Raw genomic sequence first — 25,244 nt, forward strand, 5'->3', positions numbered from 1 at the left:
CATGATTACATTATTTTTATCGCCTAGCTGCACTTCCTGTCGCAAGGCGCGTGCTTGGTTGATTAGTCATGAAGTTCCATTTACGGAGCATAATATCATGACGAGCCCTCTGTCTGCTCCAGAATTGCAACACATTCTTTCATTGACAGAAAATGGCACTGATGACATCATCTCAACCCGCTCAAAAATTTTTCAAAAACTAGATTTAGATGTAGAGGATTTATCGATTTCAACGCTTATTAAGCTGATTGAGGAAAATCCTAGTCTTTTGCGTCGCCCAATTATCCTCGATGGTAAACGAATGCAAATCGGCTTCAATGAAGATGAAATCCGTGCTTTCTTGCCTAGAGGCTATCGGAAAGAAGAACTCAGAGCCGCAACTATGCGTGCCGATATTTAAAATATGGAAAAAAATTATAGTTACCCACTAGACTTATCGTGGAGCACTGAAGAGCTTGCTTCAGTGCTTTCTTTTTTTAATGACGTAGAGCAAGCCTATGAACAGAAGATTCAAGCGGAGAAACTGCTCCAGTCCTATGCAGTCTTCAAGAAAGTTGTTCCCAGCAAGGGAGAAGAGAAGCGACTCGGCCGTGAGTTTGAGACGGTCAGTGGCTATTCTCTTTATCGCGCTGTTCAGGAGGCAAAAAGGAAAGGGAAAGGAATGATTTCTCTTGGAAAATAAATTTCATTTTGCGAAAGAAATAGTTTATCAGGCAGGTGCTTTTTTAAGAGACCATCTCTATGATGACTTGGATGTCGTACAAAAGAGCAGTCCGACTGACTTGGTGACTCAAATGGATCGGATCATCCAGGATGACTTAGTTGGGAAAATTTTAGCTCAGTATCCGAACGACGCGATTTTGGCTGAGGAAAATGACCTGCGACACGACATCACGGACGGCAATGTCTGGGTGATTGATCCCATTGATGGTACCAATAATTTCATCACCCAGCGGGCTGATTTTGCTATTATGTTAGCTTATTTCGAAAATGGGCAGGGCAAGTTTGGCCTAATTTACGATGTGACAAGGGACCAGCTTTTTCACGGAGGCGGGACTTTTGATGTGTACTGCAATGACAGAAAGTTGTCTGCTTTTATCGACAAGCCCCTGCAGCAATATCTTATGGCTTCAAATGCTAGTATGCTGGAGCATAATCACTGGGGACTAGCTGACTTGGCTCGTGATTGCTTGGGAGTGCGTGTCTATGGCAGTGCTGGGATTAGTTTTGCTAAGACCTTGGCTGGTGGTTTAGTTGCCTATTTCTCTTATAATTGGCCTTGGGACTATGCGGCGGCCTATGTGATGGCTGACAAACTAGGCTTCGTCATTCAGACTCTTGATGGCGAACAGCCGAATTTTCAGACTCAGGAGCCGATTATGATTGCACCAAAGTGTAAGTTAGACGAATTACAAGAGTATTTACGGAAGGGAAAAGGCTAGTATGGACTTTCCAGCAGGTTTTAAGGAAAAGTATGAGGAGCTCTTGGGTCAGGAGGCAGAGGCTTTTTTTGCGACTTTTGATCAAGATCCGATTTCAGCCTTTCGCAGTAATCCTTTAAAAGAAAAGCAGAAAGATTTTACAGATGCAATTCCAAATACAGACTGGGGACATTACGGAAAAGTGTCTGGGAAGTCGGTGGAACATGTCACGGGGTTAGTTTATTCCCAGGAGCCAGCTGCGCAAATGGTCGCTCAGGTTGCAGCACCGCAAAAGGGCATGAAAGTTTTGGACTTAGCGGCTGCACCAGGTGGGAAATCTACCCATCTACTCTCTTATCTAGATAATACAGGTGTCCTGGTTTCTAACGAAATCAATGCCAAACGCAGTAAAATTTTGGTGGAAAATATTGAACGTTTTGGAGCGCGAAATGTCCTTGTCACCAACGAATCTGCGGATCGATTGGCTAAGGTTTATCAGGGCTATTTTGACCTCATCGTTCTGGATGCTCCTTGCTCTGGCGAAGGGATGTTCCGCAAGCAGCCAGATGCTACTCAGTATTGGAGTCCGGAATATCCTGCCCAGTGTGCGCGTCTCCAGCGAGAAATTCTAGAGGACGCTGTCAAGATGTTGGCGACAGGCGGGCAGTTGGTTTATTCAACTTGCACTTGGGCACCAGAAGAAAATGAAGAAATTGTTGCTTGGTTTTTAGAGAATTTCCCCTTGGAATTGCTGGAAATACCAAAAATCAATGGCATGGTGGCGGGGATTGATTTCCCAGAAACAGCTCGTATGTATCCCCACCATTTCAAAGGAGAAGGGCAATTTGTAGCGAAATTTCGTTTTACAGGCAGTCAGTCTGCTAAAAAAATCAAGGCAGCCAAAAATAAATTAACGGCCGAGCAGAGAAAACTCTGGCAAGATTTCCAGAAAAAGCATCTAAAAATTGAGCTAGAAGGACATTTAGATACTTTTGGGGACAATCTTTATCTGCTGCCAGCTGGACTGCCAGATGTCTCCAAGCTGAAAATTGCTCGCAATGGCCTGCATCTGGGTGAATTTAAGAAAAATCGTTTTGAACCGAGCTTTGCCTTAGGCCTAGCTTTGAGTCCTAGTGAAGTTGTCTCAGTCCTTGAGATTGATGATGAGGCCTTTTTTAAATATGTAGCAGGCGAAACGGTTCAACTCTCTCAAACCTATCCAAATGGCTGGTATCAGGTGCTTGCCCAAGGCAACGGTTTGGGTTTTGCAAAAATTACTGGAAATACCTTGAAAAATTATTTCCCAAAGGGGCTTCGCTTTCGTTCAAAAGACTAGGCAAAGCCCTCTTTCTATGTTATAGTGGATATAGTGGGATTTTCAGATTCTTACGATAGACATCCCACTATTATTCTCAAGATTTCGAGGAGAAAAATGGTAAAGAAAAAATATAAGCTGATTTTGTCAGCGGTTCTAGTTCTAGTTGCAGTTAGCCTCTCTGCTTGCTCCAGCTGGATTGACCGAGGGGAGTCCATGACTGCCGTTGGTTCGACAGCCCTTCAGCCACTCGTTGAAGCAGCTGCGGATGAGTTTGGTTCAGCCAATATTGGAAAAACGGTCAATGTTCAAGGTGGCGGATCAGGTACGGGCTTGTCTCAGGTTCAGTCTGGTGCGGTTGAAATTGGCAACTCAGATGTGTTTGCTGAGGAAAAAGAAGGGATTAATGCTTCAGCCCTTGTTGACCACAAAGTAGCAGTTGCTGGAATTGCCGTGATTGTCAATAAAGAAGTATCTGTCGATAATTTAACGGCGGAGCAGCTGCAGAAGATTTTTACTGGTGAAGTGACCAACTGGAAGCAGCTGGGTGGGAAAAATCTAGAGATTTCCATCATCAACCGTGCAGCAAGCTCTGGTTCTCGAGCTACGTTTGACAGTGTCATCATGAATGGTAAATCAGCCGTTCAAAGTCAGGAGCAGGATTCAAATGGAATGGTTAAGTCCATTGTTTCCCAAACTCCAGGGGCCATCTCTTATCTGGCCTTTGCTTATGTGGATGATTCTGTCAAGACTTTGAAGCTCAATGGCTACGAGCCAACGGCTAAGAATGTTGCGACCAATGCTTGGCCACTATGGTCGTACGAGCATATGTATACATTGGGCAAGCCGACTGGTCTGGCAGCAGAGTTTCTGGACTACATGCTGTCAGACGAAGTTCAGGATGGAATCGTCTCAGGAATGGGCTATATTTCCATCAAAGAAATGCAGGTCAGCAAGGATGCTGATGGAAATGTTACGAGCTTAAAAGGAGATAGCAAATGAGAAATGAAGAATTAGCAAAAAAATTACTATCCCCTTCGAAAAACTCTCGTCTGGAAAAATTTGGTAAATATATCACCTTTGCCTGCCTGGCTTTAATCGTCCTGATTGTAGCCATGATTTTAATCTTCGTAGCACAAAAAGGGCTGTCGACCTTCTTTGTCAACGGAGTTAATGTATTTGAATTCTTGTTTGGCTCCACTTGGAATCCGTCAGGTAAGGAATTCGGTGCCCTTCCGATGATTTTGGGTTCCTTTATCGTTACCATTCTGTCAGCATTGATTGCAACTCCCTTTGCTATTGGAGCAGCCGTCTTTATGACTGAAGTATCGCCTAAAGGAGCTAAGATTCTTCAGCCTGCGATCGAGCTCTTGGTCGGGATTCCGTCTGTTGTGTACGGATTTATCGGCTTGCAGGTTGTTGTTCCCTTTGTTCGGACTGTTTTTGGTGGTACCGGATTTGGGATTTTGTCTGGTATTTTTGTGCTCTTTGTCATGATTTTGCCGACAGTAACCTTTATGACGACGGACAGTCTTCGTGCTGTGCCGCGTCACTACCGTGAAGCTAGTCTAGCTATGGGCGCAACGCGCTGGCAGACCATTTGGCGGGTAACACTCAAGGCTGCTCGCTCAGGTATTTTTACAGCAGTGGTCTTTGGAATGGCACGTGCCTTCGGTGAAGCCCTGGCTATTCAGATGGTTGTTGGTAACTCTGCAGTGGTCCCAACCTCTCTGACAACGCCAGCAGCTACACTAACCTCTGTCTTAACCATGGGGATCGGAAATACCGTTATGGGAACAGTAGACAATAACGTTCTCTGGTCTCTGGCTTTGGTGCTCTTGATGATGAGCTTGGCCTTTAACAGTGTCATTAAACTGATTACAAAAGAAAGAGGTAAGAAAAACTATGCACGCTAAGAAATTAGATAAATTGGCGACTGGTATCCTCTACACGATAGCTGGTATCATTGTTGCCATCCTTGCCTCTCTGATTCTTTATATTCTGGTAAGAGGCTTGCCGCATATTTCTTGGTCTTTCCTGACTGGAAAATCTTCTTCCTATCAGGCTGGAGGTGGTATTGGGATTCAGCTCTACAATTCCTTCTTCTTATTGGTGATTACTTTGATTATCTCTGTTCCTCTCTCTATGGGGGCTGGAGTTTATCTGTCAGAGTATGCTAAGAAAGGACCAGTGACCAACTTTGTCCGCACCTGTATTGAAATCCTGTCCTCGCTGCCATCCGTGGTAGTCGGACTCTTTGGCTATTTGATTTTCGTTGTCCAGTTTGAGTATGGCTTTTCTATCATCTCTGGTGCCTTGGCGCTGACTGTCTTCAATCTGCCTCAGATGACTCGTAACGTCGAGGATAGCTTACGCCACGTTCACCATACACAGCGTGAAGCAGGACTAGCTCTCGGAATTTCCCGCTGGGAAACAGTGCTGCATGTGGTCATTCCAGAGGCTCTGCCAGGGATTGTGACAGGGATTGTCCTTGCTTCTGGTCGGATTTTCGGTGAAGCAGCTGCCTTGATCTATACTGCGGGTCAATCTGCGCCGGCTCTGGATTGGTCTAACTGGAACATTTTCAGCATTACCAGCCCGATTTCGATTTTCCGTCAAGCGGAGACGCTGGCCGTCCATATCTGGAAGGTTAATAGTGAGGGAACCATTCCTGATGGCACTGTGGTGTCAGCAGGATCAGCAGCGGTGCTTCTGATTTTTATCTTGATTTTCAACTTTGGAGCCCGCAAACTCGGTTCTTACTTGCACAAGAAATTAACCTCTGCATAAAGGAGAAGCAATGACAGAATATAATTGGAATGAAAAACATATCATTACTTTTCCTGAAGAAAAGGTAGCCCTTTCGACCAAGGATTTGCATGTTTACTACGGTAAAAAAGAATCCATAAAGGGCATTGATATGCAGTTTGAAAAGAATAAAATCACAGCTCTGATTGGTCCGTCTGGTTCAGGGAAATCAACCTATCTCCGTAGTCTCAACCGTATGAATGATACGATTGATATTGCCAAGGTAACAGGGCAAATTCTTTACCAAGGAATAGACGTCAATCGTCCTGATATCAACGTTTACGAGATGCGTAAGCACATCGGCATGGTCTTCCAACGGCCCAATCCATTTGCCAAGTCTATTTATCGCAACATTACCTTTGCCCATGAACGTGCTGGTGTAAAAGATAAAAAGATTTTGGATGAGCTTGTTGAAACTTCGCTCAAACAAGCCGCACTTTGGGACCAAGTCAAGGATGATCTTCATAAGTCAGCCTTGACTTTGTCAGGCGGCCAGCAGCAAAGGCTCTGTATTGCCCGAGCTATTTCGGTTAAGCCAGATATCTTGCTTATGGACGAGCCGGCTTCTGCGCTGGATCCAATTGCTACCATGCAGCTGGAAGAGACCATGTTTGAGCTCAAAAAGGACTATACGATTATCATCGTGACTCACAATATGCAGCAGGCTGCCCGTGCCAGTGACTACACCGGCTTCTTTTATCTGGGGGATTTGATTGAGTACGACAAGACCGCCAATATCTTCCAAAATGCCAAACTGCAGTCGACCAATGACTATGTTTCTGGTCATTTTGGTTAGAGCTGAAGAAACTAAAGGAATGAATTTATGACAGAACCTATTTTGCAAGTCAAGGACTTGTCGGTTTATTATAATAAAAAGAAAGCACTCAATAGTGTCTCCTTGGACTTTATGCCTAATGAAATTACTGCCTTGATTGGACCATCAGGTTCAGGGAAATCTACCTTGCTCAAGGCTATCAACCGTATGGGTGATTTGAATCCAGAAGTAACAACGACTGGCACGGTCATCTATAACGGACACAATATCTACAGTCCTCGGACGGATACGGTAGAGTTGCGTAAGGAAATTGGCATGGTTTTCCAGCAGCCTAATCCCTTCCCAATGACCATTTATGAAAATGTTGTCTATGGACTGCGCATCAACGGTGTCAAGGATAAACAAGTTTTAGATGAAGCGGTGGAGCGTTCCTTGATCGGGGCCTCTATCTGGAACGAAGTGAAAGACCGTTTACATGATTCCGCTATCGGTCTCTCTGGTGGTCAACAGCAGCGGATTTGTGTAGCACGCGTTTTGGCTACCAGTCCGAAAATTATCCTCTTGGATGAGCCAACGTCAGCGCTAGATCCAATCTCTGCGGGTAAAATTGAGGAAACTCTCTATGGACTTAAGGACACCTATACCATGCTCTTGGTGACGCGCTCCATGCAGCAGGCTTCTCGGCTTTCGGATAAAACAGGCTTCTTCTTGGGTGGCGATTTGATGGAGTTTAATGATACTAAGGAGATGTTCCTCAACCCACAAAATAAGGAAACAGAAGATTATATTACAGGAAAATTTGGATAAGGAGTTGAATGATGTTACGATCTCAATTTGAAGAAGATTTGGAGAAATTGCACAATCAGTTCTACGCGATGGGACAAGAAGTGCTCTCACAAATCAACCGCACGGTACGTGCTTTTGTCACGCATGACCGTGACTTGGCAAAGGAAGTCATCGAAGATGATGCAGAAGTAAATGAATACGAAGTGAAATTGGAAAAGAAATCATTTGAAATGATTGCCCTCCAACAACCTGTTTCTCAAGACCTTCGTACCGTCTTGACCGTTCTCAAGGCTGTTTCAGACTTAGAGCGTATGGGAGACCATGCAGTATCCATTGCAAAAGCGGCTATTCGTATGAAGGGTGAACAGCGTATTCCAGCTGTCGAGGACGAAATTAAAAAGATGGGCCGCGATGTGAAAAATTTCGTTGAAGCCGCCCTTGATCTCTACCTGAATGGTTCTGTAGATCAAGCCTATGAAGTAGCAGCCATGGATGAAAAAATCAACCATTATTTTGATAGCATTCGTGATCTGGCTACGGAAGAAATCAAGAAAAATCCTGAAGCTATCGTTACAGGCCGTGATTATTTCCAGGTTATTTCTTTCTTGGAACGTATCGGCGATTATGCCAAAAACATCTGCGAATGGGTCGTTTACTTTGAAACGGGTAAAATTATTGAATTATAATATATGTTAAAGAGACAAGCTAAGCTTGTCTTTTTTGTTTTGGGAGGAGAAAAGCTAATGACAGGATGGCTTTAAAATGATTAGTTTATGTTTGAAGTCAAAAATCAATTTTGGTTCAGTTGGAATGAGTATAAAGTCACTAAATATGGTAGAATAGTAAGAGATGAATCTTGAATGGAGGTTGGTTTAATACCAGCCCCTTCAATTAGATGAGGAGAAAAACATGCAAGCAGTTGCACATTTTATTGATACGTTCGTTCCAGAGCACTATGATCTCTTTTTGGATTTAAATCGTGCGAATAAGACTTTCTCAGGGAAAGTTACCATTACCGGTGAAGCCAAAGCTGAGAAAATTTCCTTACACCAAAAGGATTTGACGATTGAAGCCGTAGAAGTGGCTGGACAAGCTCGCCCCTTCACTCTTGATAATGACAATGAAGCTCTTTATGTTGAATTAGCATCAGCAGGTCCTGTGGAAGTAAACTTGACTTATACAGGTAAGATTACAGACAATATGACAGGGATTTACCCATCTTACTATACAGTGGATGGAGTGAAAAAAGAAATTATTTCTACCCAGTTTGAGAGCCATTTTGCCCGCGAAGCCTTTCCAAGTGTGGATGAGCCAGAAGCTAAGGCAACTTTTGATTTGGCTTTGAAATTTGACCAAGCAGAGGGCGAACTGGCCTTGTCCAACATGCCTGAGATCGACGTTGAAAACCGGAAAGCGACAGGCATTTGGAAGTTCGAAAGAACGCCTCGCATGTCTTCCTATCTCTTGGCCTTTGCTGCTGGGGATATGCAAGGTATTACTGCTAAAACTAAAAACGGTACTTTGGTTGGTGTTTATGCAACCAAGGCCCACCCAGCCAGCAACTTAGAATTTGCTTTGGACATTGCGGTTCGCTCGATTGAATTTTACGAAGAATACTACGGTGTCAAATATCCAATTCCTCAGTCGCTGCACGTAGCTCTGCCAGACTTTTCATCTGGTGCTATGGAAAACTGGGGTCTGGTGACCTACCGTGAGATTTACCTCTTAGTAGATGAAAATTCTACGGTATCCAGCCGTCAAGATGTAGCACTAGTTGTTGCTCATGAGCTGGCTCACCAATGGTTTGGAAACTTGGTCACTATGAAGTGGTGGGATGACCTTTGGCTCAACGAAAGTTTTGCCAACATGATGGAGTATGTCTGTGTCAATGCGATTGAACCAAGCTGGAATATCTTTGAGAATTTCCAAACCACAGGTGTGCCTTTGGCGCTTAAGCGCGATGCGACAGACGGAGTTCAGTCGGTCCATGTGGAAGTGAAGCACCCTGACGAAATCAATACTTTGTTTGATCCGGCTATCGTTTATGCTAAGGGAAGCCGCCTTATGCACATGCTTCGTCGTTGGTTGGGTGATGAGGCCTTTGCTAAAGGATTGAACGCTTACTTTGCTAAACACCAGTATGGAAATACCATTGGTCGTGACCTTTGGAATGCCTTAGGAGCTGCTTCTGATCGCGATGTAGCAGCCTTTATGGACTCTTGGTTGGAACAGCCAGGCTACCCTGTATTGACGGCTACAGTAGAAAACGATACATTGAAACTCTCTCAAAAACAATTCTTTATTGGGGAGCACGAAGATAAGAAACGCACTTGGGTCTTGCCTTTAAATAGTAATTGGAAAGGTTTGCCAGATACGCTGGAGACAGAAACCCTGGAAATTCCAAATTATTCTGCCTTGGCTGCTCAAAACCAAGGTGCCCTGCGCTTCAATACTGAAAATACAGCCCACTATATCACGGACTATCAAGGTGTCTTGCTTGAGCAGATTTTAGATACCATTACAGACTTGGATAGCACCAGCAAGCTTCAAGTAGTGCAAGAGCGCCGTCTCTTGGCTGAAGCAGGCAGCATTTCATTTGCTGATTTGGTTCCAGTTATTGAAAAACTAACAGCAGAAACCTCCTATTTGGTTGTCTCAGGAGTCAAAGCCGTTCTGAATGGTCTCGAGCTCTTTGTGGACGAAGGAAGCGAGTGCGAGAAAGCATATAACGAATTGGTTGTTAAACTTATCAAATTCAACTTTGATCGTCTAGGCTTTGAAGCAAAAGAAGGGGAAAGTGATGAAGATGAGCTGGTTCGTCAGATCGTTGTAGGAGGTCTGATTGCAGCTGATGACCAAACAGCAAGTCAAGAAGCAAGCCGTATTTTTGCTGCTCATCAAGAAGACTTGGAGAAATTGCCTGCAGCTATTCGCTTGCATATTCTCATCAATCAAATCAAGCATTATGAGAGCAAAGAATTGGCCGACCAATACTTGAATGATTATGTTTCAACAGTTGACGGTAGCTTCAAACGCCAATTGGCATCTGCTTTGGCTTACACTAAGGACGCAGAGACACTTGCTCGTATCTTGGAATCTTTAAAAAACAAGGATATCGTAAAACCACAAGATTTGGCAATGAGTTGGTACCTCCCTCTCTTAAATCACCAATTTACTCAAGCTACTGCTTGGACTTGGGCGCGTGAGAATTGGGATTGGATTAAGGCGGCTCTGGGAGGCGACATGAGCTTCGACAAATTCGTCATTTATCCAGCTAATGCCTTCAAGACAGCAGAAAGACTAGCAGAATACAAGGCTTTCTTTGAGCCGCAGCTTGACGATATGGCTATCAGCCGTAATATCAGCATGGGAATTAAGGAAATCGCAGCGCGTGTTGACTTGATTGATCGTGAAAAAGCAGCAGTTGAGACAGCAATCAAGGCATCAGTTTAGCCTAATGAAAAGATCAGATTATAACATCTGGTCTTTTTTGTTGTTTAGAGTCCCATAGTTTCAGTCTTCTTTAAGAAAAAATTCAGTCCCGTTTAAGCAAAACTCCCTATAATAACCCTAACACGTGAAAAGATGTGAACTTGTGTAATCAAACTTTATATTGCTTCATAGTGTTAAAATCCATGAAAATATAAAATGTAGAAAGAGGAAAACTTTAAAATGGATATGGAAAAAATGATTGTAGTTAAAAAGAGTACCAAATGGTGGATGACAGCAGTAGCTAGTGCCTCTTTAGCTGTCGGAGCAATTGGTGGCTATGGAATTGGTGCCTTGACCCAGAAAAGCCCACAACAGAGCTCAGTGCAAGCCACTATGACTCAGCAAAACAAGCAAGATGGCAGGATGCCAGGTCAAGGTGGTCAACCTCCTCAAGGTCAGGGACAGGGAAATGAAAATGGTATGCCACCACAGATGGGGGGACAAAACGGTCAAGATGGCCAAGGCGGTCCTGAAGGTGGAGGTCAGCCACCACAAGGAAATGGTCAGCCAGGGGGACCCCAAGAAGGAAATCAATCAAAAAAGAAGCCATCAAACGCTGATGGCACAACAAAAGATGATAAGAATAGCGAAAATAACTCGAAAACAACAAATTCTTAAAGCATTTTCGACAAGTCATGATATAATAGAAAAGGATAAGTGAAGATAGAATGAGAGTGTTTACCATGTCTCTATTTAAACTACACAGCATAAGCTTTTTCTAGAAAGGGAGGAACAGGATGATTAAGATTCTATTAGTGGAGGATGACCTCGGTCTGTCAAATTCAGTATTTGATTTTTTAGATGATTTTGCAGATGTCATGCAGGTCTTTGATGGCGAAGAAGGACTATACGAGGCAGAAAGCGGCGTGTATGACCTGATTCTACTGGACTTGATGCTTCCTGAAAAGGACGGCTTCCAAGTGCTTAAAGAATTGCGTGAAAAAGGGGTCACCACTCCTGTCCTCATCATGACTGCCAAGGAAAGTATCGATGATAAAGGCCATGGTTTTGAACTCGGTGCTGACGATTACCTGACTAAGCCTTTTTATCTGGAAGAGCTTAAAATGCGGATTCAGGCCTTGCTCAAACGTTCTGGTAAGTTTAATGAAAATACCCTGTCCTATGGCGATGTGACGGTCAATCTTTCGACCAATTCGACTCTGGTTGACGGAAAGGAAGTTGAGCTACTGGGTAAAGAGTTTGATTTGTTGGTATACTTCCTCCAGAATCAAAATGTCATTTTGCCTAAGACTCAGATTTTCGATCGTTTGTGGGGCTTTGACAGCGATACGACGATTTCTGTGGTGGAAGTCTATGTATCCAAGATTCGGAAAAAATTGAAAGGAACGGCTTTTGCGAATAATCTTCAAACCCTTCGCAGTGTCGGTTACATTTTAAAGAATGCTGAATAAACTCAAAAAAACCTTTTATGCGGATGATTTTTCTTATTTCATTCGCTATTTTGGTGTGTTCACCCTGATTTTCTCGGCCATGACGCTCATTATTATCCAAGTTATGCGCTCTAGCCTTTATACAACCGTTGATGATAATCTCAAAAGTCTCAGTCAAAATCCCGCCTGGGTGGCCAATCTAGCCTATCGGACGACGGGGCGGCAATACCAAGAGCCAGAGAATAAGGATTCAGAGCATGAGCAGGCTTCCAATATCAAGATTGAGGAACCGGGCAGGGCAAATGTCAGTGCCAATACCTCAGCTATTCTTTTGAATGATGATTATCAGAATGTATCGGCAAAAAATGGCTTTTTAAACTTTGATGCGATTAAATTTAATAAACGATTCCTTAATCAAATCAAGCAAATACAACTAACTAATAGCTATGGACAGGTTGAGAGTTATCGGGCTTATATGTTTGACATTGATCCAGATGATGAAATTGAAAATGTCAAATACGCGGTTGTCATGACCAGTATCAGCCAGCTGGAGCAGACTAGTGAAAAGCATGAAAAGCTGATTGCGATTGTCATGATTAGCTTCTGGGGTATTTCCTTGATTGCCAGTATCTATCTAGCGCGGATGAGTGTCAAACCTCTCTTGGACAGCATGCAGAAGCAGAAATCCTTTGTTGAAAATGCTAGCCACGAATTGCGGACGCCTCTGGCCGTTCTGCAAAATCGTCTGGAATCTCTCTTCCGCAAGCCTGAAGCCACGATTATGGAGTCTAGTGAGAGCATCGCATCTAGTTTAGAGGAAGTGCGAAATATGCGTCTGTTGACCACCAACTTACTCAACCTAGCTCGGCGCGATGACGGTATCAAGCCAGAATACGGTGAGGTCACGCCAGACTTCTTCACAACAGCTTTTTCTAACTATGCTATTATTGCAGAGGAGAGCGACAAGGTCTTTGATTTCAAAAATCTTGTTTCAAAATCAATCACGACAGACAAGGTCTTGCTCAAGCAGGTCATGACAATCCTTTTTGATAATGCCATCAAATACACAGAGGAAGATGGAGAGATCTACTTTGTAGCCTCCGCCAATGATCGGAGCTTGACCTTGCGGATTTCTGACAATGGCCCAGGGATTGCGGGCGATGACAAGAAAAAAGTCTTCGATCGTTTTTATCGGGTGGATAAGGCACGGACTCGTCAAAAAGGTGGATTTGGACTAGGACTTTCCTTGGCGAAACAAATCGTTGACGCCTTAAAAGGAACCATCACAGTCAAAGACAACAAACCGCGTGGAACCATCTTTGAAATCAAAGTTCCTCTTAGGTCAGATATTAGAAAACGAATCAGCAAAAGCTGAAAAACTTTTCATATTATTTCAAATTTGACTGCTTTTGCGGTATAATAAAAGAAAGAAATGAGAGAGGTAAAACTATGACATCAAAAATGTTGCATACTTGTTTACGAGTGGAAAATTTAGAGGCTTCGATTGCCTTTTATGAAGATGCATTTGGTTTTAAGGAATTGCGCCGTAAGGACTTTCCAGAGCATGCTTTTACAATTGTTTATCTTGGTTTGGATGGCGATGATTATGAGCTTGAATTGACTTATAATTACGACCACGGACCTTATGTAATCGGTGACGGCTTTGCTCATATTGCTCTTAGCACACCTGATTTGGAAGGTTTGCACGCTGAGCATGCTGCCAAGGGCTACGAAGTGACCGAGCCCAAAGGTCTGCCTGGAAACCCACCAAATTATTATTTCATCAAAGATCCTGATGGTTACAAGGTCGAAGTGATTCGAGAAAGAAGTCTTTAAAAAATAATTAAACTTGTATTTTAGCACTTGTAAGATACAGGTTTTTTAACATTAAAATTATTTTAGGACAATAGTTTAGGGGATAATAGATGAAAAGACAACATGGAAGGAAGCGTAGACGAAAATATAGACTGGTTCTCAGTCTTCTGAATCTGCTTCTTTTAGGACTTCTTATTTTTGGTGGACTGCGAATCCATGAAATGTTTCAGGAAAGGGAGTTCCAGAAAAAGGTTACAGAAGTGATTGCCAAGGAAGAGCAAGAGCATGATGACAATACCGAAAAGCAGGCTGGTAGGATTGGCAGCCATTATGTGGCAGCTTTTTATCCTCTGATGAAGGGGCAACCGCTTCAAAGTGTCAAAGATAAAATCTTGCAGGACAGTCAGAGCATTTCTGATAACAAAAAGCAGAAGGAAAACTTGACGGCTTTGACCTTTTACTATACGGAGGAGAAGTCTACTAGTCTGGCCAATACCAAGGAAGTAGTCATTCAGCGAAAAAATTACAGCATCTCAAAAAGAGACATCAAGTCTGAAGAGGCAAGAGAAGTAGCCTCGACTTATATCAATCAGGAAGGCGCAGCGGTCACTTTGGACAAGCTATTTCAAAATCCAGAAGCTGCCAAGGAAATTTTCCTGAAGGAGTTGACCAGTCAGCTGACCTTTAGACAGGTGGAGGAAAGTCAGCAAACAGCAGCTTTGAATGTTCTACGTGAAATAGAGCTGAGCCAGTGGAATTTTCATTACGAGGATAGTTTATTTTCCATTCATCTGCCCAAAGAAATCAACGGTGTGACGAGCTTGACAGTGCCTCTGTCTAGTTTTTATGACCTAATCCGTCCAGAATATTTGCAGGGAGCTGATTTGGAAGCTTACCAGCAGTATGAAACCAAGCGGCATGAGAAAATGGTTGCCCTGACCTTTGATGACGGTCCCGACAGTAAAACGACTCCTCAGGCCTTGGAAATTCTGAAACGCTACAATGCTAAGGTAACCTTCTTTATGGTGGGACAAAATGTTGCTGCCAATCCAGAACTGGCTAAACGTGTCCTTGATGAAGGCCATCAGCTCGGAATCCATACATGGAGCCATCCGGATTTGACCAAGTTACCTCTGAATCAATCCAAAAAGGAAATCTTAGACACTCAGGAAGCCATTTATAAGGCGACTGGTATCCGACCTATGATCACAAGACCGCCTTACGGAGCCATCAACTCTACGGTTCAAAATGCTGTAGATCAGTCCTTTATTATGTGGAGCGTGGACAGTCTCGATTGGAAAACACGTAATACAAAGGCTATTATGCAGGAGATCGTGAAGACCCAGCCGGGATCTATTATCCTCATGCATGATATTCATCAGACGTCCATCGATGCCCTGCCAAGCGTCCTTGACTATCTGAAGAACAACGGCTATACTCTGGTGACAGTTGATGAACTATTAGAAAATCAGCTTCAACCACATCAGATTTATTACAGCAGAAATTAAAAAAAGCATTGGAAATTTAATATTTCCAATGCTTTTTGCTTTGCCATCATCAAATAAGAATATTGATTACCGTAATTCTCGCTTAAGGACACACATACAGTTCTTGTTTTTTCAAGATGATTTCGCGGACAGAGGCATATTTTTTGAGAGCTTTTAATTCTTCTGGGTGGCTGATGAAGGTGATGACATAGCCTTCCTTGCCCATGCGACCCGTTCGGCCAGAACGGTGGGTGTAGGTTTCCAGATCGCGCGGCACTTCGTAGTTGACTACGCACTCTAGAGAATCAATATCAATGCCACGTGCAACTATGTCAGTCGCCAGCAAGAGTGTGATATCGTAATCTTTAAATTTCTCAAGAATGACCTTGCGGAATTTTACATTGACATCGCTGGCTAGAGAGACCGCACTAGCTCCTCGATACTGAAGCTTTTCTTCGGCGCTGCCCAAATCTGACAAGCTGTTGAAAAAAACTAGTCCACGAAATTCTTCTACATTGGATAGCTTGCGCAAGAGTTCAACCTTGTCACGCTTTTCCACCTGCATATAGAAGTGCTGGATATTGTCCAAAGTCTGGTCGTCAATGCTGATGCGCAGAGTATTTTCAGCGATCTTCTCTTGGTCAAATTTAGCTGTAGCACTCATGTAAATCAGCTGGTGGTCACGCGGTGCATAATGCAGAATCTTATCAACAAACGCATACTGGGAATCACTGAGAAGTTGATCAAATTCATCTAGGATAATAGTGTCAACACTCATCATCTTGATTTTCTTGAGCTTAATGAGCTCAAAAATCCGACCAGGTGTACCAATTAGGATCTCCGGCCCTTTTTTGAGCCGCTCAATCTGCCTTTTCTGGCTATTACCAGAGAGTAGGAGTTGACTGCTCAAGCCCAAAGGCTCCGCCCAAGACTTACAAACATCAAAAATCTGTCCTGCCAGCTCTGTATTTGGAGCTAAAATTAAAAGCTGCTGCGCTTTTTTAGGCTTCAATTTCAATAAGCTGGGAAAGAGATAGGCCAATGTCTTGCCTGTACCGGTCGGACTGATGCCTAGCACCGTTTCTCCCTGGGAAATGGGCTGGAATATTTTTTCTTGGATGGCAGTCAGTTCAGCAAAACCGAGCTGATTTAGCTGTTCCTGCCAGACTGTTGGGAATGTTTCTTTAATCATGGTCAACCTCAAATCTAATACCAGCATCTTTTCTCATGGCAAACAGACACTCATGCACAGCAGTAGCAGCCTGCAGATAGTCGCTATAAAGTTCTTCCTGGCCACCTTTAAGGACACGAGCAAAAGCCTGAGCCTCTTCCAACATTTGGTGCTCTGCTTGGCGGATAGCTAGACTTTCCGTCTCTCCATTGAGCTTTTGGAAAATGGCAGAGCGGATAAACTCGATACCGTCTAAGGTAAGAGTGCCTTGGTCCGTATAGATTTCAGCTGGCAGCTGGCTATGAATATTTTTTCCAGCTTGAATACGAACCTGAAAATCAGGATAAATCAGACTGCCAGAACCGTTAAGGTCAACGCTATTTGGCAGTTGTTGAGCTGTATAGCAGGTGTTTTGTGGAGCACCAAAGAGTCGGACAGCTGCATAAAGCGTGTAGACGCCCAGATCCATCAGAGCACCGCCTGAGAATTTAGCGGAAAAAACATTGGGCTCCTGTCCACTCAGCAGGGCTCCCATCTTGGAGGAGTATTTGGCATAGGTGAAGTTGGCTCCCCAGATTTTCTTGTCTTTTAGGAAGTCCTGAATGACTGCAAAAGCAGCTTCGTGGTAGTTTCTAGCTGCCTCAAAGATATAAACCTGATGCTCAGCTGCCAGCTTGACCAATTCTTGCCATTCTTCAGGCCTTGATACAGCCGGCTTTTCAACAATGACATGTTTTCGAGCCAAAATGGCTACCTTGGCATGGTTGAAGTGGAGGCTATTGGGACTGGCGATGTAAACTACATCTAGGTCGGCAGATAAGAATTCAATCATATCGGTGTAGAGTGCGACATTTTTATAAGCTTGCGCAAAACGCTCTGCGGCACTCAAGGTTCGTGAGTAAACAGCTGTAAATTCATACTCACCACTCAGTTGAGCTGCTTTGATAAACTCGTGGGAAATGGATCCCGTACCGATGATACCGAGTCGTAACATACTTTCTCCTTTAAAATGATTTTCCTGAATTTTTCTTGATTCACCCTTTCATTATATCATGATTTTGGTATAATAGATAGGATAACAAGTAATGGAGAAAACAATGCAAAACAGACCTATTATTATCGGTGTTACAGGTGGTTCTGGTGGGGGAAAAACCAGTGTATCTCGGGCGATTTTAGATCATTTTCCAAATGAAAAGATTTCTATGATTGAGCATGATTCTTACTACAAGGATCAATCACATTTGACCTTTGAGGAGCGGGTCAAGACCAACTATGACCATCCTTTTGCTTTTGATACAGACCTCATGATTGAGCAGATCAGGGAGCTTTTGGCTGGCCGTCCAGTGGACATCCCAACCTATGACTATACGGAGCACACGCGCAGTAATAAAACCTATCGTCAAGAACCACAGGATGTCTTCATTGTAGAGGGGATTTTGGTATTGGAAGACCAACGCCTCCGCGATTTGATGGACATCAAGATTTTCGTCGATACTGATGATGATGTGCGGATTATTCGTCGGATTAAGCGGGACATGGAGGAGCGTGGACGCAGTTTGGATAGTGTCATTGAGCAGTATTTAGGTGTCGTCAAGCCTATGTACCATCAGTTTATCGAGCCGACCAAGCGCTATGCGGATGTTATCATTCCAGAAGGCGCTTCTAATAAAGTTGCGATTGATTTAATTACCACCAAGATTGAAAAGATTTTGGAGGAAGCTAGAGAAGGATAGAAAGGAAGTCTGGTGTTACACTGGACTTTTTGGGTCAATGATGAAAAAGTTAGTCAAAAGGGAATTTCACTCCCGATCGAAGTTTTTTGCCTGCCTGCTGACCTTTTGCGCAGGATTCGTAGATGCCTACACTTTCATGGAGCGCGGAGGTACCTTGGTCGCTGGACAGACAGGGAATGTTGTTTTTTTGTCCGTTGAGATGATTCATCATAAAACTGGAGAAATTGAAGTGAAACTGGCTACCATGCTGGCTTTCATGCTAGGTATTTTCCTGATAACTGTTTTCCGTCCCTTTTTTGAACAATCAATATGGCGGGTAAGTAGCATTTCACCAATGGTACTCATCTGTACTCTGGTAGGTTTTATGCCAAGTACCGTGCCAAATATGCTGATTGTTCCTCCGATTGCTTTCTGTATGGGGGTCGTTGCAACAGCTTTTGGCGAAGTAGATGGTATAGTCTACAATAATTCCTTTATGACAGGAAATATCAAGAAAACGATGGTGGCTTTTGGGAACTTTGTGCGAACGAAGGAAAAACCATACTTGAAAGAGGGCATTTTCTTTGTTGCTTTGTTAGGAAGCTTTGTCATCGGAGCCATTATTTCGACCTATCTGCTCCAATTTTACGCTTTACGAACGATTTGGATTGTTGCAGGAATTCTATTTGCCTTCATGATGTTCCGCTTGGTTCAGTATGTACGAAGATAAAGGCGAAATGGCTTAGGAATGAAGAAGCCTGATTAGTAAATTATTAAAAAAAAAGAGAAATGAGAGAAATAATATAATACTAGAAGAAGGAGTAGCTGGCCTGCTTCTCTTTCTTTTCCGCATTTATAGTAATAAGGTCACAAAATAATCCAGCGTATTAAAAATTTTCTGAAAATATCGAATTATCTGTTGACAGCCGAATGATACTGTGCTAAAATACTAATCAATAACATTTCAAAAGGAGTCAGTCAAACATGAAGTCAACTCAATTTTCAAACTTTGCTTTGTTGTTGCGTTACTCGGGCTAGTGCGAAAGCATTAGTCCTGTTTGGCTTACCAAGCGGGAGTAAATCAACATCTCGCTTGGCTTCCAGCGAGGTGTTTTTATTTTATTCTTCACGAAAATCTTTGCTAGGATATACTGAGAAAAGCGAACTAAAAGTTCATTTCATAGTTGTATCTCTCATTGATTTTTATAGCTGTTTTAAACGATAAAGAAAGAGGAAAGTCTATGCAAAAAGTTGAGTTTCTTGATACCAGCCTTCGGGATGGTGAGCAGACACCGGGAGTGAATTTCTCTATTAAGGAAAAGGTTGCCATTGCTAAACAACTAGAAAAATGGGGAATTTCTGCTATTGAAGCTGGTTTCCCAGCTGCTAGTCCAGATTCATTTGCGGCAGTGCAAGAGATTGCTAAAGTCATCACTAAAGCTTCCGTCACGGGTCTGGCGCGTTCGGTTAAATCTGACATTGATGCTTGCTACGAGGCACTCAAAGATGCCAAACATCCGCAGATCCACGTCTTTATTGCGACCAGTCCCATCCACAGAGAGTTCAAGCTGAAAAAGTCCAAGGAAGAGATTTTAGAAGCCATTAAGGAGCACGTTTCCTATGCTCGCTCCAAGTTTGAGATTGTCGAGTTTTCACCTGAGGACGCAACACGGACAGAGCTGGATTTTCTGCTTCAAGTTGTCCAGACAGCAGTTGATGCGGGGGCTAGCTACATTAACATTCCTGACACAGTAGGCTTTACCACACCAGAGGAATTTGGCAATATTTTCAAGCATCTGATTGACAATGTCCAAACAGATCGTGAGATTATCTATAGTTCTCACTGTCATGATGATTTGGGAATGGCAGTAGCCAACAGCCTGTCTGCGGTCAAATACGGAGCTAGACGGGTGGAAGGCACTATTAATGGTATTGGTGAGCGTGCTGGTAATGCTGCTCTGGAAGAAGTAGCAGTTGCTTTGGAAATTCGCAAGGATTATTACCAAGTTGAGACAGACATTGTACTTAATGAAACCATCAACACTTCTGAGTTGGTGTCCCGCTTCTCAGGTATTCCAGTGCCTAAGAATAAGGCAGTCGTTGGTGGCAATGCCTTCTCTCATGAGTCTGGTATCCATCAGGATGGTGTTCTTAAGAATCCACTGACCTATGAAATTATCACACCAGAGCTAGTTGGAGTCAAGAGCAATTCACTGCCGCTCGGCAAGCTGTCTGGTCGCCACGCCTTTGTTGAAAAGCTCAAAGAACTGTCTCTGGACTTTGAAGAATCTGAAATTAATGAGCTCTTTGCTAAGTTTAAGGTCTTGGCTGATAAGAAAAATGAAGTCACGGACGCTGACATTCGGGCTCTGATTGCTGGAACGACAGTTGAAAATCCAGAAGGCTTCCACTTTAATGATCTGCAGCTGACGACCAATGACGATCATACCATCACAGCAGATGTGCAGCTGGTTAATGGCGACGGAGAGACGGTCAGCTGTGTGGCAGAAGGCAAGGGAAGTGTCGAAGCTATCTTTAATGCTATTGACCAATTCTTTAACCAGTCTGTTCAACTTTTGGCCTATAACATTGAGGCCGTGACGGACGGAATTGACTCTCAGGCGCGTGTTTTAGTAGCTGTTGAAAATACGGATACAGATACGATTTTCAACTCCTCTGGTATTGACTTTGATGTTCTTAAGGCCAGCGCGATTGCCTATATCCATGCCAATACCTTTGTGCAAAAGGAAAATGCAGGTGAAATCGGCCGTCAGGTATCCTACCACGATCTGCCTGCAAATAATTAGAAGGAAGCGACTATGACAAAAGAAATTGTAGCTCTGGCGGGTGACGGGATCGGCCCAGAAATCATGGAGGCTGGTCTCCAAGTGCTGGCTGCTGTTGCGGACAAGTTCGGCTTTACTTATCATATCACGGAGAAGGCTTTTGGGGGTGCTGGTATTGATGCGGAAGGTCATCCTCTGCCTCAGTCAACTCTAAAAGCGGCTAAGGAGGCGGATGCTATTCTCCTAGCAGCTATCGGCAGTCCCCAGTATGATAATGCTCCAGTTCGTCCTGAGCAAGGATTGCTCGCTCTGCGCAAGGAACTTGAGCTCTATGCCAATATCCGCCCAGTTAAGATTTTCGATGCTCTGAAGCATTTATCGCCTTTGAAAGCTGAAAGAATTGCTGGCGTGGACTTCGTGGTCGTGCGTGAGCTGACTGGTGGGATTTACTTTGGTGAGCATATTTTGGAGGACAGAACCGCGCGTGATATCAACAACTACAGCTATGAAGAGGTGGAGCGAATTGTCCGTAAGGCATTTGATATTGCGCGTGGTCGCAGAAAGCGCGTGACCAGTATTGATAAGCAAAATGTGCTAGCGACCTCCAAACTCTGGCGCAGAGTAGCAGATGAGGTGGCCAAGGATTATCCAGATGTGACCTTGGAGCACCAGCTGGTGGACAGCGCTGCTATGCTCATGATTACCAATCCTGCTAAGTTTGATGTTGTAGTAACAGAAAATCTCTTCGGAGATATTCTATCCGACGAGTCCAGTGTCTTATCAGGTACGTTGGGAGTTATGCCATCGGCCAGTCATTCGGCAGCTGGACCAAGTCTTTATGAGCCAATCCATGGTTCGGCTCCAGATATTGCGGGGCAGGGCATTGCCAACCCTATCAGTATGATCCTTTCTGTGGCCATGATGCTGCGGGATAGTTTTGCAGAGCTAGAAGCTGCAGAAGCGATTGAAGCAGCGGTTGAGAAGACTTTGGCTCAGGGTATTTTAACCCGAGATCTGGGTGGTCAGGCAGGGACAGCTCAAATGACGGAGGCCATTATCAATAACTTATGAAATGGATATTAACAGGTATTTGCCTGCTATGGAACCTTGTCGTTTTCCTGCTTTATGGCTGGGATAAGCGAAAGGCTAAGAAAAATCACTACCGCATTCCAGAGAAGACTTTGCTCTTGTCAGCTTTAGTAGCCGGAGGTTTGGGCGCTTTATTAGGCGGTCGCCTCTTTCATCACAAGACCAGGAAATGGTATTTTTGGCTGGCTTGGTTTGGCGGAATAATAGTGGAAATTGGAATTTTGTATTACATATGGAGAAGTTAGTATGGCTGGAAAATCGATTTTTGATAAGATTTGGGAAAGACACGTAATAACAGGCCAAGAAGGTCAACCCCAGCTTATGTATGTGGATCAGCATTATATTCATGAAGTAACCAGCCCTCAGGCTTTTCAAGGACTTCGAGATGCCGGTCGCAAGGTTAGACGACCGGACTTAACTTTTGGAACTTTTGACCATAATGTTCCTACGGTCAATATCTATGATATCCGGGATGTGATTTCCAAGGCTCAGATTGATAAGCTCTCTGAGAATGTCAAGGATTTTGGCATCGAGCATGCGGCTCACGGATCGGAACTGCAAGGGATTGTTCATATGGTTGGACCGGAAACAGGTAAGACACAGCCAGGCAAATTCATCGTCTGCGGTGATAGTCACACGGCCACTCACGGAGCTTTTGGAGCTATTGCTTTTGGAATTGGTACTTCGGAGGTAGAGCACGTCTTTGCAACGCAGACCATTTGGCAAGTCAAACCCAAGAAAATGCTGGTCAAATTTACCGGAGTGCCACCTAAAGGTGTTTATTCCAAGGACTTCATCCTCGCTTTGATTGCCAAATACGGTGTAGCTGCAGGTGTTGGCTATGTGGTCGAGTATGCCGGTGATGCCATTGATCATTTGACCATGGAAGAGCGCATGACCATCTGCAATATGTCCATTGAGTTTGGCTCCAAGATGGGCATTATGAATCCTGATCAGAAGACCTATGATTACGTTAAAGGTCGGCCGGGCGCTCCCAAGGACTTTGAGGCGGCAGTGGCTGATTGGAAGACTCTGGTCAGTGATTCTGATGCTGTCTATGATAAGGTCATTGAGATGGATGTTTCCCAGTTGGCACCTATGGTGACTTGGGGAACCAATCCTTCTATGGGAGTGGAATTCGGTGCGGCTTTCCCGGAAATTCGCGATATGAACGATGAGCGGGCCTACAATTACATGGACCTCTCTCCGGGTAAGAAAGCAGAAGATATTGAGCTGGGTTATATCTTTATCGGCTCTTGCACCAATGCCAGACTCAGCGATTTGCAGCTGGCAGCTAAGTTTGTCGCTGGTAAGCATATCGCTCCCAATCTAACAGCTATCGTCGTGCCAGGCTCTCGTCCGGTCAAGCGGGCTGCTGAAAAGATGGGACTGGATAAAATTTTCGTGGATGCAGGCTTTGAGTGGCGCGATCCGGGTTGCTCCATGTGTCTGGGAATGAATCCAGACAAGGTGCCAGACGGAGTTCACTGTGCCTCGACCAGTAATCGGAATTTTGAGGATCGTCAGGGATTTGGCGCTAAAACCCATCTTTGCAGTCCAGCCATGGCAGCAGCGGCAGCCATTGCCGGGCACTTCGTAGACGTCCGCCAGCTACCGGAGGTCCAGTAAGGAAGTTTTATGGAAAAATTTACAATCTACACGGGGACAACAGTCCCCCTCATGAACGATAATATTGATACGGACCAAATTTTGCCCAAGCAGTTTCTCAAGTTGATTGATAAAAAAGGCTTTGGTAAGTATCTCATGTACGCTTGGCGTTATCTGGACAATCGGTACACCGAAGATCCTGATTTCGTCTTTAACAGACCGGAGTATCGCAAGGCGACTATTCTGATTACAGGGGATAATTTCGGAGCGGGTTCCTCTCGCGAGCACGCTGCCTGGGCCTTGGCTGACTATGGCTTCAAGGTAGTCATTGCTGGATCTTTCGGCGATATTCACTACAATAACGAGCTGAATAACGGAATGTTGCCTATCGTTCAGCCGCTCGAAGTCCGGCAAGCTTTGGCTAATCTGAAGCCGACGGATGAAGTGACGGTGGATTTGGAGCAGCAGAAGATTTTTTCACCAGTGGGAGAATTCTCCTTTGACATTGATGGAGAATGGAAGCACAAGCTCCTCAACGGTCTGGATGATATCGGCATTACTCTACAGTATGAGGATTTGATTGCAGAATATGAAAAAAATCGTCCCTCTTATTGGCAGTAAAATTGTTTTCAATATATTAAGAAAATTCTGAAAACATCTTGTCTCCGATAAAAATATATGGTAAAATAAATCTTAATTTAATAGAAAAGGAAGAAACTTATGACAAAACACATTCAATGGAACGGAACTCTTTCACAAGAAGGTTATGACATCCTGAAAGGCGATGGCGGCTGTATCGTTTGCCCGACTAAGGTGGGTTACATTATTATGACTAGCGATAAGGCAGGATTGGAGCGTAAGTTCGAAGCTAAGGCTCGTAACCGTAATAAGCCAGGTGTTGTCCTCTGTGGCAGTATGGATGAGCTTCGTGCTTTGGCGCAGCTAAATCCGGAAATTGAAGCTTTTTATCAAAAGCATTGGGATGAAGATATCCTCTTGGGCTGTATCCTTCCATGGAAGCCAGAAGCTTTTGAAAAGCTCAAAGCCTATGGTGACGGTCGGGAAGAGCTGATGACAGATGTTCGTGGCACGAGCTGTTTTGTTATTAAGTTTGGTAAGGCGGGCGAGCAGCTGGCAGCTAAGCTTTGGGAAGAAGGCAAGATGGTTTATGCATCCTCAGCCAACCCATCCGGTAAAGGAAACCGCGGCAAGGTCGAAGGAATTGGCGAGCGCATCGAAAACGCTGTTGACCTCGTCATTGAAGCAGATGACTATGTAGCCTCTATCCAGCCAGACAAGACCATTGAAACTCGCTACGAGCAAGGTGTTATGGTCTCAATGGTTGACAAGGATGGAAAACTGATCCCAGAACAAGGTGGCCAGCGTTCCATCTCACCAGCACCAGTGGTCATCCGCAAAGGCTTGGACATCGACAAAATCATGATGCACCTGTCTGATACCTTTAACTCATGGGATTACCGTCAGGGTGAATATTACTAATATAAAAATATAAAAAAGAAGCTCAGTGTAGGAGAGAAGACCTCTTAGACACTGGGTTTTTTTGTTTTGAACTTTGAGTTTAAAGAAC

Annotated in this window: 26 protein-coding genes; 24 read left to right on the forward strand and 2 right to left on the reverse strand. The window is 44.0% G+C overall.

Going from position 1 to position 25,244, the window contains the following annotated elements; genetic code table 11:
* Position 1 precedes the first annotated feature (1 nt).
* The 16 genes from O3644_RS08260 (at position 2) to O3644_RS08335 (ending at position 15,311) form a co-directional block, all read left to right on the forward strand.
* Entirely contained in the window at positions 2–400 is a 399-nt protein-coding gene (locus O3644_RS08260; protein ID WP_015604875.1) for a Spx/MgsR family RNA polymerase-binding regulatory protein, read from the forward strand.
* Positions 401–403: 3 nt separating this feature from the next.
* The gene (locus O3644_RS08265; protein ID WP_005590249.1) at positions 404–682 is read left to right on the forward strand and encodes a UPF0223 family protein; all 279 of its coding nucleotides are present in this window, start codon (positions 404–406) and stop codon (positions 680–682) included.
* Positions 672–1,442, forward strand: a complete 771-nt coding sequence (locus tag O3644_RS08270) for an inositol monophosphatase family protein (RefSeq protein ID WP_371595462.1) — start codon at positions 672–674, stop codon at positions 1,440–1,442. The genes O3644_RS08265 and O3644_RS08270 overlap by 11 nt, the downstream gene beginning before the upstream one ends.
* Position 1,443: 1 nt before the next feature.
* Entirely contained in the window at positions 1,444–2,757 is a 1,314-nt protein-coding gene (locus O3644_RS08275; protein WP_371595463.1) for an RsmF rRNA methyltransferase first C-terminal domain-containing protein, read from the forward strand.
* Between the two features lie 96 nt (positions 2,758–2,853).
* Positions 2,854–3,738: a phosphate ABC transporter substrate-binding protein PstS family protein gene (locus tag O3644_RS08280; RefSeq protein ID WP_371595464.1), complete on the forward strand. Its 885-nt coding sequence runs from the start codon at positions 2,854–2,856 to the stop codon at positions 3,736–3,738.
* Positions 3,735–4,652 carry a phosphate ABC transporter permease subunit PstC gene (gene pstC, locus O3644_RS08285; RefSeq protein ID WP_125371431.1) on the forward strand — a complete coding sequence of 306 codons (918 nt, stop codon included), beginning with the start codon at positions 3,735–3,737 and terminating at the stop codon, positions 4,650–4,652. The genes O3644_RS08280 and pstC overlap by 4 nt, the downstream gene beginning before the upstream one ends.
* A complete protein-coding gene (pstA, locus tag O3644_RS08290; RefSeq protein WP_045497245.1) occupies positions 4,642–5,526 on the forward strand; it encodes a phosphate ABC transporter permease PstA in 885 nt (294 codons plus the stop codon). Before pstC ends, pstA begins: the two co-directional genes overlap by 11 nt.
* Before the next feature lie 10 nt (positions 5,527–5,536).
* Positions 5,537–6,340, forward strand: coding sequence for a phosphate ABC transporter ATP-binding protein PstB (gene pstB / locus O3644_RS08295; protein ID WP_061909075.1), 804 nt, complete (start codon positions 5,537–5,539; stop codon positions 6,338–6,340).
* A 27-nt stretch (positions 6,341–6,367) separates the two neighbouring features.
* Positions 6,368–7,126, forward strand: a complete 759-nt coding sequence (gene pstB, locus O3644_RS08300) for a phosphate ABC transporter ATP-binding protein PstB (protein WP_048763927.1) — start codon at positions 6,368–6,370, stop codon at positions 7,124–7,126.
* An 11-nt stretch (positions 7,127–7,137) separates the two neighbouring features.
* Positions 7,138–7,791: a phosphate signaling complex protein PhoU gene (phoU, locus tag O3644_RS08305; RefSeq protein WP_005591940.1), complete on the forward strand. Its 654-nt coding sequence runs from the start codon at positions 7,138–7,140 to the stop codon at positions 7,789–7,791.
* A gap of 223 nt (positions 7,792–8,014) precedes the next feature.
* Complete coding sequence (locus tag O3644_RS08310; RefSeq protein WP_371595465.1) at positions 8,015–10,558, forward strand: M1 family metallopeptidase; 2,544 nt, start codon at positions 8,015–8,017, stop codon at positions 10,556–10,558.
* Between the two features lie 219 nt (positions 10,559–10,777).
* Positions 10,778–11,215 (forward strand): hypothetical protein, encoded by a 438-nt coding sequence (locus O3644_RS08315; RefSeq protein ID WP_371595466.1) that lies wholly within the window; start codon positions 10,778–10,780, stop codon positions 11,213–11,215.
* 119 nt (positions 11,216–11,334) lie between these two features.
* Entirely contained in the window at positions 11,335–12,009 is a 675-nt protein-coding gene (locus O3644_RS08320) for a response regulator transcription factor (RefSeq protein ID WP_061909067.1), read from the forward strand.
* Entirely contained in the window at positions 11,999–13,363 is a 1,365-nt protein-coding gene (locus O3644_RS08325) for a sensor histidine kinase (RefSeq protein WP_371595467.1), read from the forward strand. Before O3644_RS08320 ends, O3644_RS08325 begins: the two co-directional genes overlap by 11 nt.
* Before the next feature lie 74 nt (positions 13,364–13,437).
* A complete protein-coding gene (locus O3644_RS08330; RefSeq protein ID WP_125381853.1) occupies positions 13,438–13,824 on the forward strand; it encodes a VOC family protein in 387 nt (128 codons plus the stop codon).
* 89 nt (positions 13,825–13,913) lie between these two features.
* A complete protein-coding gene (locus O3644_RS08335) occupies positions 13,914–15,311 on the forward strand; it encodes a polysaccharide deacetylase family protein (RefSeq protein ID WP_371595468.1) in 1,398 nt (465 codons plus the stop codon).
* 82 nt (positions 15,312–15,393) lie between these two features.
* On the opposite strand, the gene O3644_RS08340 is transcribed toward O3644_RS08335, so the two are convergent.
* Entirely contained in the window at positions 15,394–16,482 is a 1,089-nt protein-coding gene (locus O3644_RS08340) for a DEAD/DEAH box helicase (RefSeq protein WP_371595469.1), read from the reverse strand.
* A complete protein-coding gene (locus O3644_RS08345; RefSeq protein WP_371595470.1) occupies positions 16,475–17,455 on the reverse strand; it encodes a Gfo/Idh/MocA family protein in 981 nt (326 codons plus the stop codon). Before O3644_RS08345 ends, O3644_RS08340 begins: the two co-directional genes overlap by 8 nt.
* Before the next feature lie 103 nt (positions 17,456–17,558).
* On the opposite strand from O3644_RS08345, the gene udk reads away from it, so the two are divergent.
* The 8 genes from udk (at position 17,559) to O3644_RS08385 (ending at position 25,156) form a co-directional block, all read left to right on the forward strand.
* Positions 17,559–18,194 carry a uridine kinase gene (gene udk / locus O3644_RS08350; protein WP_148888202.1) on the forward strand — a complete coding sequence of 212 codons (636 nt, stop codon included), beginning with the start codon at positions 17,559–17,561 and terminating at the stop codon, positions 18,192–18,194.
* A gap of 40 nt (positions 18,195–18,234) precedes the next feature.
* On the forward strand, positions 18,235–18,903 hold the full coding sequence (locus O3644_RS08355) for a YoaK family protein (RefSeq protein WP_371595489.1): 669 nt from the start codon (positions 18,235–18,237) through the stop codon (positions 18,901–18,903).
* Between the two features lie 511 nt (positions 18,904–19,414).
* On the forward strand, positions 19,415–20,980 hold the full coding sequence (locus O3644_RS08360; RefSeq protein ID WP_288931909.1) for a 2-isopropylmalate synthase: 1,566 nt from the start codon (positions 19,415–19,417) through the stop codon (positions 20,978–20,980).
* A 12-nt stretch (positions 20,981–20,992) separates the two neighbouring features.
* On the forward strand, positions 20,993–22,030 hold the full coding sequence (gene leuB / locus O3644_RS08365; RefSeq protein ID WP_288931906.1) for a 3-isopropylmalate dehydrogenase: 1,038 nt from the start codon (positions 20,993–20,995) through the stop codon (positions 22,028–22,030).
* Positions 22,027–22,293: a DUF1294 domain-containing protein gene (locus O3644_RS08370; RefSeq protein WP_288931904.1), complete on the forward strand. Its 267-nt coding sequence runs from the start codon at positions 22,027–22,029 to the stop codon at positions 22,291–22,293. The genes leuB and O3644_RS08370 overlap by 4 nt, the downstream gene beginning before the upstream one ends.
* A gap of 1 nt (position 22,294) precedes the next feature.
* A complete protein-coding gene (leuC, locus tag O3644_RS08375; RefSeq protein WP_288931902.1) occupies positions 22,295–23,677 on the forward strand; it encodes a 3-isopropylmalate dehydratase large subunit in 1,383 nt (460 codons plus the stop codon).
* Between the two features lie 9 nt (positions 23,678–23,686).
* Complete coding sequence (gene leuD, locus O3644_RS08380; RefSeq protein WP_111694536.1) at positions 23,687–24,277, forward strand: 3-isopropylmalate dehydratase small subunit; 591 nt, start codon at positions 23,687–23,689, stop codon at positions 24,275–24,277.
* 99 nt (positions 24,278–24,376) lie between these two features.
* Positions 24,377–25,156, forward strand: a complete 780-nt coding sequence (locus O3644_RS08385) for an L-threonylcarbamoyladenylate synthase (protein WP_005590290.1) — start codon at positions 24,377–24,379, stop codon at positions 25,154–25,156.
* The last annotated feature ends 88 nt before the right edge of the window (positions 25,157–25,244 follow it).

Source organism: Streptococcus sp. 27098_8_113, assembly GCF_041432545.1.
In the GTDB taxonomy this organism is placed as follows: domain Bacteria; phylum Bacillota; class Bacilli; order Lactobacillales; family Streptococcaceae; genus Streptococcus.